General features: G+C 42.7%; 10 protein-coding genes. 8 read left to right on the top strand and 2 right to left on the bottom strand.

What is annotated here, in order from left to right; genetic code table 11:
• The first annotated feature begins 566 nt into the window (after positions 1-566).
• The 7 genes from EI161_RS11180 (at position 567) to EI161_RS11150 (ending at position 9,646) form a co-directional block, all read left to right on the top strand.
• Positions 567-1,220 (top strand): OmpA family protein, encoded by a 654-nt coding sequence (locus tag EI161_RS11180; RefSeq protein ID WP_192523987.1) that lies wholly within the window; start codon positions 567-569, stop codon positions 1,218-1,220.
• Between the two features lie 312 nt (positions 1,221-1,532).
• Positions 1,533-2,993, top strand: coding sequence for an imelysin family protein (locus EI161_RS11175; protein WP_192523986.1), 1,461 nt, complete (start codon positions 1,533-1,535; stop codon positions 2,991-2,993).
• 469 nt (positions 2,994-3,462) lie between these two features.
• Positions 3,463-5,127, top strand: coding sequence for a di-heme oxidoredictase family protein (locus tag EI161_RS11170; protein ID WP_192524033.1), 1,665 nt, complete (start codon positions 3,463-3,465; stop codon positions 5,125-5,127).
• A 131-nt stretch (positions 5,128-5,258) separates the two neighbouring features.
• Positions 5,259-6,416 (top strand): imelysin family protein, encoded by a 1,158-nt coding sequence (locus EI161_RS11165; RefSeq protein ID WP_192524034.1) that lies wholly within the window; start codon positions 5,259-5,261, stop codon positions 6,414-6,416.
• Positions 6,417-6,419: 3 nt separating this feature from the next.
• Positions 6,420-8,021, top strand: coding sequence for a DUF1513 domain-containing protein (locus EI161_RS11160; protein WP_192524035.1), 1,602 nt, complete (start codon positions 6,420-6,422; stop codon positions 8,019-8,021).
• A gap of 2 nt (positions 8,022-8,023) precedes the next feature.
• Complete coding sequence (locus EI161_RS11155; RefSeq protein ID WP_192524036.1) at positions 8,024-8,692, top strand: M48 family metallopeptidase; 669 nt, start codon at positions 8,024-8,026, stop codon at positions 8,690-8,692.
• Positions 8,693-9,040: 348 nt separating this feature from the next.
• Positions 9,041-9,646 (top strand): methyltransferase domain-containing protein, encoded by a 606-nt coding sequence (locus EI161_RS11150; RefSeq protein ID WP_192524037.1) that lies wholly within the window; start codon positions 9,041-9,043, stop codon positions 9,644-9,646.
• On the opposite strand, the gene EI161_RS11145 is transcribed toward EI161_RS11150, so the two are convergent.
• A complete protein-coding gene (locus EI161_RS11145; RefSeq protein ID WP_225735353.1) occupies positions 9,624-10,283 on the bottom strand; it encodes a hypothetical protein in 660 nt (219 codons plus the stop codon). The two genes, EI161_RS11150 and EI161_RS11145, sit on opposite strands and share 23 nt — an antisense overlap.
• 58 nt (positions 10,284-10,341) lie before the next feature.
• Positions 10,342-11,250: a hydrogen peroxide-inducible genes activator gene (locus tag EI161_RS11140; protein WP_192524039.1), complete on the bottom strand. Its 909-nt coding sequence runs from the start codon at positions 11,248-11,250 to the stop codon at positions 10,342-10,344.
• Between the two features lie 278 nt (positions 11,251-11,528).
• On the opposite strand from EI161_RS11140, the gene ahpC reads away from it, so the two are divergent.
• On the top strand, positions 11,529-12,095 hold the full coding sequence (gene ahpC / locus EI161_RS11135; protein ID WP_192524040.1) for an alkyl hydroperoxide reductase subunit C: 567 nt from the start codon (positions 11,529-11,531) through the stop codon (positions 12,093-12,095).
• Positions 12,096-12,291 lie beyond the last annotated feature (196 nt).

Below are 12,291 nucleotides of genomic sequence, written 5' to 3'. Positions count from 1 at the left end.
TGCCATAGCTTTTTTTGCCATTTTTCTTTAAACTGGGACTGTGACAGTCGGGGCAGCTGATATCTATTTGTGTCTTCATAACCTCAAATATATCATCTTGCTTTGGCTGTCACCCTCCTTTATTTCTTCAGCATACTTTCTGACACACCACCATATAGTTTAGTCGCTGTTAATTTTATTGCCTGATTTTAGCAGAAACAAACCATAGTGTACGAGTGTAAACGTGACTTGCAATAACACGTCTTAAAAAACCACCTATATATGATAGTAAACCATCTCGAGTGGTCATCACTTTTTATACATAGATGTGACAAAATATTACACATAGTTAGATTGTAATTGACATAATAATAACGAGTATAAATAAATGCCTAAGCGAAGTAAGAGATAATGAGTGATTGGCTAAACAAGTCGGTCATCAGGCATAATTGCTTGAATTTAGGTGTCTAACATTTAAATACCTAATATTTAAGTAGCTGGCATTTAAGTAGCTAAATAAGATTAACGGAAAATCTTTATAAAAAGTACAATTTGTCTATTCATTTTTAAATTTGAGAGGAAATATTATGCGTAATACATTAATGGTCGCAGCAGTAGCATCAGGTCTAGCACTTAGTGGTTGTGCTACAGATCCAAACACTGGACAACAACGCTTGAACAAAACTGCTGTCGGTACATTGGCAGGTGCTTTAGGTGGCGGGGCTATTTCAAAAGCAACAGGTGGCGATAAGACTGGTCGTGATGCGGCAATCGGTGCAGCACTAGGTGCTGGCGTTGGTTATTACATGGAGCGTCAAGCCAAGCAGCTTGAGCAGCAAATGGCGGGTACTGGCGTAACAGTTACCCCAAATCCTAACGGTAATATTGATCTAGTCATGCCAGGCAACATCACTTTCTCATTCGATGATGCTACTTTGAACTCATCTTTCAAGCCAACACTTAACAAGCTTGCATCAACGATGAGTGAATATAACCAAAATACAGTAACGATTGCTGGTCATACTGATAGCAGAGGTTCTGCATCATACAACCAAGGTCTATCTCGTGACCGTGCTTATGCAGTCGCAAACTATCTAACCGCACGCGGTGTCGCTTCTAACCGTATCAATGTTGTTGCATATGGCGAGTCACGCCCAATCGCTGATAACAACAGTGATTCTGGTCGTCAACAAAACCGCCGTGTTGAGCTGGTTATCAATGCACCACAATCAGTTAATTAATAGTTGGTTCATTTTTGACTGAGTCATTTTGATTGAATAATTAACGAATTTTATATTTAGAGAAGGTCAGCTATTAGCTGGCCTTTTTTTATGCTTTAAATATAGGGTATGTTAAAAATATTCAAAAATAATTGCCGTCAGTGCGGTAGCTGACTGTTTGACGACGGCCAAATAAAAGATAACATTAATTTAAAACTAAATATTGATAATGATTATCAATAACTCTATAATTCATAGAGTTTTTTTATGGCAGTGCCATTTGATGCCCCAATTAAAACCAATTTTTTTGTGCTATATTTTTTGAGGATATGTATGACAATCACCACAGTAACGAGCCGTAAAATCTTACCAACTACTTTAGCTGCTGCACTTGCAGGGTTGTTAATGGTGTCTGGTTGTACCAAACAAACCAATGAAGAAGCCAATACGACTGCTGATACGCAAACAGAGGTAGAAAATACAGAGTCAACGACCAATACCGAGCTATCAGCTGCGGATAAAGCTCATACTGATAGGTTGGCTATCAGCTATGCAAACATGGCACATGCTGCCTATAAAGATTCTTTAGAGACCGCTAAAACATTGCAAACTGCGGTAGAAAAATATGTTGCAACACCAACCCAGGAAAATCTTGAGGCGGCAAGAGCGGCTTATAAAGCTGCACGCCAGCCGTATTCACAAACTGAGATTTTCCGTTTTGATGAAGGTTTTGTGACCGCCAATGATAAGCGTCAGATTGGCAGTGTTGATGGTTGGGAAGGGCAGGTGAATGCTTGGCCACTAGATGAAGCATTGATTGATTACGTCAATGATAGTTATCAAGGTGAGTACAACAGTAAAGACAACATCATCAATAGCGATAGTATTACGGTTGGTAGTATCAAACAAGATACTAGTACCATTACCCCTGAGCTATTGGCAGAAATGAATGAAATTGGTGGTAGTGAAGCCAATGTAACGACTGGCTATCACGCCATTGAGTTTATGCTATGGGGTCAAGACGTTAATGGCGTTGCCGAAGGTGCAGGCAACCGTCCAGTGACAGATTATGTTACTGAAACGGGTCAATGTACCAGTGGCGATACGGCCAATGACGATGCCAGCATCTGCGAGCGTCGTGGTGAGTTTTTAAAAGCCGCTGCACAGTTATTGGTTGATGATTTAACAGCGATGGAAGCCGAGTGGCAGCCTGGAAGTGAAGATACCTTACGAAGCGACCTTATGGCGCGTAAATACGATAATGGTCTGCGTCAGATTATGTATCAAATGGGCAGTTTAGCACTGGGTGAGCTGGCTTCTGAGCGTATGCAGGTGGCTTTTGTCACTGGCTCTACCGAAGATGAGCACGAATGCTTTAGTGATTTGACACATCTAAGCTATGCCAATAATGCTCGCGGTATCCAAAATGTCTTTAACGGCAGTTATAAAACAGTCGCTGGCAAATCAGTTGGTGGTTATGGTGTTAAGCACTACCTCGTTGATACTGACAATAAAGACGCTGCTGATAAGCTCGCTGCTGATTTTAAAAAGGTAGAAAATGCCTTTAATACCATCGTTGAAAAAGGCGAAAAAGACGGTATCAAAGTTGATCAAATGATTGCGACGGTTGGCCAAGCGAGTAAAGAAGGCATCTCTGCTGAAGAACAAAATAAACGCCGTGGTTGGATTGAAGCAGGTATTAATAGCTTGCAAGAGCTGACTTCGGGTATCGAAAACGCCGCAAAAGCGGTTGGTATTGACAATTTAGACGCTGATGCTGGCTCGCAATTTTAATTGGCGATTTATGTTTTTCAAAATGTTGGCCAGCTCTATTTATAATACAGGCAATTCTAAATAAAATCGATACGTTGGTAGCCACGTGCTACTGTTATAAATTTTTCTTGCTTGCTGCTTTCAAGCGCGACAGAGGCTGCAAAAAAATGACGGCAATAGCACTGCATCGGTTTTAAAGTAAATCAGCTATACCTGACGAGTCGCTATAAGATAATGAGAGTTATTTTCATAAGAAAGTAATCTATGTATAATAAACACGTTGTCGATTTTGGTTGGCAGCGTGTTTTTTTATAGTGTATTAAAATAGCCGGATAAGTCAGTGGGTAGCTCTACAGATTGATTATTTATCGACTAAAAGTGAAAAACTGGATAGCACATAATTTTAATGGTTCTTCTTAGTATTAAGTTACTATTAAAACTAAAAGGCTATTAAAACTAAGGGGCTCTATGAATAAAACTAAGGTACTCTATGAACACCACGAATGTTTCAACAGTTCAAAAACCTGCCTCGTTTTACTCTGCCTTTATCCCTAAAACTGTGCCAGCCAAGCTTACTTTTGGCATTCTATGCGCTCTATCACTTAGCGCCTGCCAGCCGACTGACAGTGTTTCTGATGGCACTTCTAATAATGAAAAAACAGCCATAGATAATGGGCAAAATCAAGTATTGGCGCCTGAACGAGTTCAAACCATAGAAGCGCTCGCGGGTGTGTCTATGCAACAACTAGCAAGCTTTGATCCGCAAGAGATTAAGCAAGGTGGCGACACAGGCATCAGTATTAGCAGTGCTGAGAGTTACTCTAAACCTTCATCGAATATAACCGCATCACGTAAAGGCTCTTTTTTTATTGGCAATGCGTTTTTTCGTCAGCCGTGGGTGATTGCGCCTGCCAGTACGGACAGCCGAGATGGTCTTGGTGCATTGTTCAATGTCGCAGCGTGCCAGTCTTGCCACATAAAAGACGGTCGCGGTCATGCGCCGATGACTAGCGAAGATGATGCAGACAGTTTGCTCATTCGTCTCGCTATGCCAGCGACTACGAACGAGCAGCGTCAGCAACTACAAAACTCATTGATCGAAAAAGTCGTCCATCCTATGTATGGTGGTCAACTGCAAGATCGTGGTATTCAAGGGGTGCCTGCCGAAGCGAGAATTGCGGTACAGTGGGCAGATAAACCGGTCACCTTTGCCGATGGTCATGTCGAGACATTGCGTGCACCCACCTTTAACTTAACCAAGCCTGGTTATGGGAAATTTGATGATGAGCTGATGGTGTCGCCGCGTATCGCCTTGCCAATGATTGGGCTCGGATTACTGGAGCAAATACCTGATGCAGATATTAAAAAACAAGCGGCTAACAACAGTAAAAATGGCAATGATATTAAAGGCAAGTTTAATTGGGTCATGGATCCACAAACGGGCAAAGTTGCACTAGGACGCTTTGGCTGGAAAGCAGGTCAAACCAAATTAATCACCCAAAACCAAAGCGCCTTCAATGAAGACATGGGTTTAACCTCAAATATTCGTCCCAATGAATCCTGTATGCCGACGCAAACTGCATGTATGAATGCAACAACGGGCGCTGACGAGCAAGGCAATGATAAGCCACCCGTCGAAGTCAATGACGAGGTGGCACAGTTTGTGGAGTTCTATACTCGTAATTTGGCGGTACCGCATCGCCGTAATGCCGATGATGAACTGGTGCTTGCGGGCAAAAAACGTTTTTATGATATGGGTTGCCAGAGCTGTCATACGCCAAGATATCAGTTGCCAAAAACTGACGATGACCATATTGAGCAACATGGCCAAGTGATTTATCCTTATACAGATTTGCTGCTACATGATATGGGTGATGATCTTGCTGATCGTACTATCGCGGGCAAGCTACCATCAAAAGATTTACAAGTTGAGTTTTTAGCCAACTCTTATGAATGGCGTACACCAGCTTTATGGGGTATTGGTCTCGCCCAAACCGTAGACTCACAAGCGACATTTTTGCATGATGGTCGTGCTCGCACGCTGATGGAAGCGGTATTGTGGCATGGCGGCGAAGCCAAAGAGCAGCAGAAAAAAGTGCTCAAACTTGATAAGCAAGGGCGTGCTGAATTGAATGCATTTTTGCGATCATTATAAGAGTGATGTGATTGAACGTTTTTTTAATGTGGCAATCAATGGTTATTAACGACTATAAATAAAGCCATCTTCCAAATTAAATATTAGCTACAATAATTTAAATAATTATTTATCCAATTACCGGGAAATTTATGAAAATAAACCATGCTCTAGCAATGGCGATATCTGCTTTAAGCGCTGGATTGCTTATCAGCTGTGTGAAACCTGCTGATGAGAATAAAGCATCAGATGTAGACAGCCAAGTCGCACAAGATAGCGCTGAACCTAAAACTAGTGAAGGTTCAGCCAGTACTGATAATAATAGCGAGAAAAAAATTACCACTGTTGACATCAGCGCCGATACTGAAAAAACCTACCTAACTCATGTGGCAAATGAAATGGTCGTTCCTGCCTATGCTGACGCGGCTAAGCAAAGTGATCTATTGCATGATTTAGCACAAAAAAACTGCCAGCAAGCGCCGGTCAGCGGTGATGAGTTACAAGCGTTGCGTGACCAATGGTTAGTATTAGCGCAAGCATGGGCGAGTGCCGAGATGACTAACTTCGGTCCTGCGACTGAGAGCATGAGCAATCTATACATCAACTACTATCCTGACGAACGTGGTTTGGTACACAAAGGGGTTGCAGATTTGATTGCTGCCAATCCTAAACTGACCGCTGAGCAGCTCGCTAATGAGAGCGCCATTGTCCAAGGTGTACCAGGATTAGAAGAAGCGCTATTCGCCAATGATAGCCTAGATGCTGGACAGTGCGCTTATGTCATTAGCGCTAGTAGTGCTTTGAGTACACGCCTAAAAGATATCGAGGAGGACTGGCAGCAGAATGCCACTGATTTATTGGCGATTGATAAAACAGCGGAAAGCGACCAAGGTTTGAATCAATGGTTTAATTCATTGTTATCACTGATTGAGACCATGAAATCTACCGCTATTGATCAGCCGCTTGGCTTAACCGGCAAGGCGAAAGGTCATTTGCCAGCTGCGACCGCGGGCCAAAGCCGTGCAATTATCAATGCTAAGTTAGGGACCTTGAATAAAGCGATGACAGATCCAGTCTTAACCGCTATCTTGGGAAATAGTAATGACAATGACGTGGCTGATAAGCTATCGACGGCGCTTGCTGATACCACGACATTGTTAGCACAAATGCCAGAAGACTTAGCCACTGCTGATAAAGCCACCCAGCAAGAGCTGTATGATCATCTCACCACCATTACGCGTCTGATTAAACGTCAATTAATTCCGACACTTGGTATCCGTGTGGGCTTTAATAGCACCGATGGCGATTAAATAATGTCTACTATCAAAGCAGATACAGAAAATTCGATGGACAAGAAATCTGAGCGCTCAAATGAGCTAGCAACAAATTCATTAAGCCGTGAGCTGCTAACCACCTCTTTGCTAGCAGCTGTCGGTACGGCAACACTGGTTGGTATGCATCATGGCTATCGTCAGCGTCGTCAGCCTGATGCCAGCTTACAAGACTATGTGTCAGGAGTTCGCTCACAGTTGAATCTATCGCTGCTATCGAAACCCCGAACTGCAAAACTTAAGCTAACAAACTCAAAGCTAGCGCGCTGTCGCTATGCTTATCAGCAAGCGAAGGTTGCGTGGCAACAGGCGTATCAGCAGCCAATAAATACTGATGCTATTAGTCATCATCATAACGTTACTGATTTTAGCGCAATACATACTACCACCATGCTAGCGCGTCCTGTCTGTTGGGTCAGCGGTGTGGCGTCAATGCCAAAAGATATCGTATTAGCAAAAAATGATAGTGGCGATGTCAATCATAACGAGCATAACATCAATAACGAACATAGCTTCGGCGTGGTTGGTATTGATGCCGATCGGCAGATTGTGTGGCAAACCACTATGCCTGAACGTGTCCATGATATTGTTGTTCAGCCTGTCGTTAGTTCTCAAGATGAAACTAGCCATAATAATGAAAATCGGGACGTGGTAGTCATGGGGCGTCGGCCCAGTGAGAAGTTTTGGGTGCTCGATACGGCAACAGGGCAAGTTAAACTCGCTATTAAAGCGTCCGCTGACCGTCATTTTTATGGTCATGCTTGCTATAGCCTAGATGGCTCAACGCTATATGTGACCGAAAACGACACACAGACCCTAGATGGTAAAATCGGTATTTATGACGCTCATAGAGATTATCAAAAAGTAGCAGAATTTGACTCTCATGGTATTGGACCACACGAGCTTATCATGCATCCTGATGGTGACACCTTGGTAATTGCTAATGGTGGTATTAAGACTGAGCAAGCGTCTCGTGAAGAGTTAAACCTAGACAGCATGCGGCCATCGTTGGTGTACTTAAACCGTCATGATGGAACATTGCTTGAGCAAGTTACGCCTAAACATAATCAAATGAGCGTACGCCATTTAGCCATGCATAACGATGGCACGGTGATGGTTGGTATTCAATTCCAAGGTGAGCGACATATCAATGTGCCATTGGTATTGACGCATAAACGTGGTGATACCGATTTTAAACCTTTAACCATGCCAAATAATCAATGGCAACGCTTTCACCAATATATCGCTAGTGTGGCGGTTGATAGTCAACGTAATCTATTATGTGTGACCACGCCAATTGGTGGCTGTGCGGCGATTTATGATTTAAATACTCGTACATTAGTTGATGCTGTCAGCTTGCCAGATTGTGCGGGTGCGTCTATTTATGCCAACAAAACAGCCAACGATATCTCTAATAAAGCTCACGAAACAGGCTTTATCGTTAGCGATGGGCAAGGGCAATTAAGCAGACTGGATGTCAGTGATTTAGCCATACCAAGCTCAAACGTCGCTGCAAATGAAACTATCGCCAAAGACAGTAAACGTCATATGATGTCTTTTGACAACCATTTACAAGCGCTTTGAGCATGACTGTGCTAGCAGAATACAATAGCTCTTTGCTAGAGAGTGCCGTTCAGCGTTTGGCAGCATCAGGCATTGAGTTACAGGTGACCAAAAAGCGGGTTAAAAATATCAATTTTCGCTTAAAACCTTATACATTAATGGTATCTGTACCTCTGTCTATTAGCCCAGCGCAAATGGCGCAGTCTATTACCAGCCGAGTATCGTGGGCAATCGAAAACCACGACCAAGTGTTAGAGCAATATCAGCGCAAACAAAGCACTGCGTCGGAATCTTCAGCTGCCGATAGCCCGCTTTTATTATGGGGTATCACGCAGCCGTTCGCTTTAAGCCACGATGAAAAAATTGCGTATTATCACAAACATCTCACTACAGTATTCCCTGCATTATTTGAAAAATGGCAACCGATCGTTGGTGCTCAGGCCAATGAAGTCCGTCTTAAAAAAATGCACACACGCTGGGGCAGTTGCAATACACGCGCGTGCCGAATTTGGCTGTCGGTCTACTTACCTGCCTATCCTATTGAATGCACCGAATACGTCATTGTCCATGAGCTATGTCATTTGCATCATGCCAATCATAGCGCTGCGTTTTGGCAAACGGTAGCGACGGCGATGCCTGATTATCGGCAGTGGCATGACATGCTGGCAGGTAAGTCTGGTCAGCTCGATTAAACGCCTCACGTAAATAGTATCCATAATTTTAATAGACCTGATATGATAAGTCATAACGGTACGAATTGTACCGTTTAAATAATAGTATTATATAGTTAAAATACTTTAAAAACGCTACGATACTGTTGGTATAGTTTTTTTGTAGCCTCTGTCTGCGTAGGCACAGCAAGCTAGAAAAAACTGTACCTACAGTACGTGATGTATCGATTTTACTTTTCACTGACTATAGAGTCTGTTCAATATAGTTTGGATGCAAGGAAGGCGAGTGAAAGTACTACAAGTCGTAGGCTAAGCGAGTCTGACACCGTATCCATTTTATATAGAACTGAATATAGACAAGGACGGCATATGGAAAACGTTAATCAAGCAGATTTTTGGCAGCAGCGTTATGAGCAAGACAGTATTGGTTGGGATATGGGGCAGGTATCACCGCCACTCAAAGCTTATATTGACCAGTTACCTGAGTCTGCTAAAGATCAGGCTATATTAGTACCGGGTGCGGGTAATGCTTACGAGGTTGGCTATTTGCATGAGCAAGGCTTTACCAATGTCACCTTGGTTGACTTTGCACCTGCACCGATTAAGGCCTTCGCTGAGCGTTATCCTGATTTTCCAGCTGAGCATCTCATCTGCGCAGATTTCTTTAACTTATCGCCTGAGCAATACCAGTTTGATTGGGTGCTCGAGCAAACGTTTTTTTGTGCGATCAATCCTACGCGCCGTGATGAGTATGTCCGGCAAATGGCAGCCCTGCTCAAACCTAAAGGGAAGCTGGTTGGTTTACTGTTTGATAAAGACTTTGGGCGAAAAGAACCACCGTTTGGTGGTACGAAAGCTGAGTACCAACAGCATTTTGAGTCTCATTTTGATATAGAGATTATGGCGCCGAGCTATAACTCGCATCCTGCGCGACAGGGTAGTGAGTTATTAATCAAGATGCGCGTAAAAGCGTAATCTCACGCTTGATATTGATTCGAGCCTTTGTTTCTAAACGTTCGTAGTAATAGTCCGTTATATATAGTGTTGGGTGCGCTAACAAGCTGTTTAGGACTGACGCTCGACCAGCACGATATTTTATATCTGAGACATAGGCATACTCTTGGCGTACGGCTTGCGCGTATTTCTCATATTCAACCCAAGGCGCACCTAAAATGCTTAAGTCCATATCTAATAAATAAGCGGCATCGCTGCTTTTGTTAGAATCTGCCAATTCGTCGATTTGATGGCTAGCAGTCATCATGATCAGTTTGTAAATATGCTGGCGTTTCTCATCGTCTATATATTTACTTAACGCCTCTACTGCATATTTTGCGCTTTTTAACTCATTGTCTAAGCGGGTTGGGTCGTATATCACATCATGATAGTACAACGCTAAGGCAATAATATTTGGCTCATAAAGGTGCTGTTTTATCTTTTCAAACTGTGCAAATAACTGCTGGATATGCTGCAAGCTATGATAAGCGCGCTGTGGTTCGTTATAACGGCTCGCAATATCTTGCCACAGCATGCTTGATTCTGCTGGCGTCATATCACTATTTACAGCAGCCAAGTGTCGGGCAAAATCATTGCTAAGCGTAGAGTTTATTTGCAAAACATCGTCCATATTTAACCCAGTTTTCTATGGTTTGTTATCACTCACAATTCACTATTTATTTCTTATTAGCAGCTTCTTCAAAAGCCTTTTTAAAGACATCTCCTAACAAACTCACATCATCAACACGAGCATAATTTAAACGAGTGACAAAGGCGATATGACGATGCGGGCCTTCCTCTGCCAATGGTACTGCGACCGCATTTTGATTTTGTAGATGTAGTTGATCGAGCGCCATTTCTGGTACCAAGGTTGTACCCATATTAGCCAATGCCATTTGAATAAGCGTATTTAAGCTGGCATCCGAAAAGCTTGATTTCATCTGCGCACGGTCAAAATGGCAGACAGATAAAGTTTGATCGGTTAGGCAATGCCCTTCGCCGAGTAACATAAGATTAGCAGTCTCTAGCTCATCGGCATTAATGGTTTCAAGCTTGGCGTGTACATCGTCTTTTGGAAATACGGCAAAAAAGTCCTCGCTCCAAAACTCAAAGCTGTGCAAACCATCGACCGCATAAGGTAGCGCAATAATAGCCGTATCAATATGACCGTAGCGCACTTGTTCGAGCAAGCGCTCCGTTTGCTGCTCCACGATGGTCATACGAAACTCTGGGTAATGCTCTCGCAGCGCTGGTAGCACTTTTGGCAATAGATAAGGTGCAATCGTTGGAATAATACCCACTGTCATAGGGTAAGCAAGTGGCGATTGATGGCTTTGTGCACGCGTGGTCAAGTCGCTCACTTCAGAAAACACCCGCTGCGCCCGAGTGAGAATGTCCTCTCCAATAGGGGTGATGAGAACTTGTTTGTTATTGCGCTCAAAAATCTGGGTATCCAGTTGCTTTTCTAACTCTGCGATGCCCAAGCTGAGTGCAGACTGGGAGATATTACAGTCTTCAGCAGCACGTTTAAAATGGCGGTGCTTAGCAACGGCTAAGGCAAATTCAAGCTGTCGTAAGGTAATCATAAAACCTCTCTTTTAATGGGCTTTTAACACACTCTATTATACCTAGTTATCCTTTCTGGGATAGCCATTACCAATCATACACTGATGATTAAAATTAGATAGAATAGTTTAACAAGTTTAATAAAACAAAACATCACATTAAAAACTTTTAACTGGATTAACCATAGAATTCGCGTATAGTTTGTCAGGTAGCCCAGATAACAAAAGGGTTAATAGAAACAATCATACAAATAACCTTTAATCAATTTAACATCAATCAATCTAAAAAGGAGCCAATCATGGCGTCTATTATCAATCAAGAAATCCCAGAGTTTTCAGCAGAAGCGTTTGTAAATGGTGAGTTCAAAACCATCACATCAGAAGACGTAAAAGGCGGCTGGGCAATCTTCCTATTTTACCCAGCAGATTTCACTTTCGTTTGCCCAACCGAGCTTGAAGACATGGCCGCTCATTATGACGAGCTAAAAGGTCTGGGTGTAGAAGTCTATGCCGTATCAACTGACAAGCATTTCACTCATAAAGCATGGCATGACTCTTCAGAAGCAATCGGTAAAGTAAACTATCCAATGATTGGCGATCCTACTGGTAAAATCACTCGTGGCTTTAACGTCATGGTTGAAGATGCTGGTGTTGCTGAGCGCGGCACGTTCCTAGTAGATCCAGACGGCTTGATCCAAGTTGCTGAAATTCATGCTGGCGGTATCGGCCGTAGCGCAAAAGACATGTTGCGTAAAGTAAAAGCAGCACAATACGTTCGTGAAAACGACGGCGAAGTTTGCCCAGCAGCTTGGGAAGCCGGTCAAGAAACACTAAAACCAAGCCTTGACCTAGTTGGTAAAATCTAAGCAGCTGCCTAGACTAGTAAAAGCTATTAGGTTTGATTTTTAATATTTAGAAAAAGTATTAAATAACAACTTAAAAAAAGACCCTATCAGCAATGGTTGATGGGGTCTTTTTATGTTATCTCATTAAAATGCTTGGTGGTGTTCTAAAAAGTATGCTGGCATCAGACGTAGCCATAATTGATGTAAAAGAACACCA

Source organism: Psychrobacter sp. FME5, assembly GCF_014861375.1.
Classification (GTDB): Bacteria; Pseudomonadota; Gammaproteobacteria; order Pseudomonadales; family Moraxellaceae; genus Psychrobacter.
This window is presented reverse-complemented; position numbering and strand designations above follow the sequence as displayed.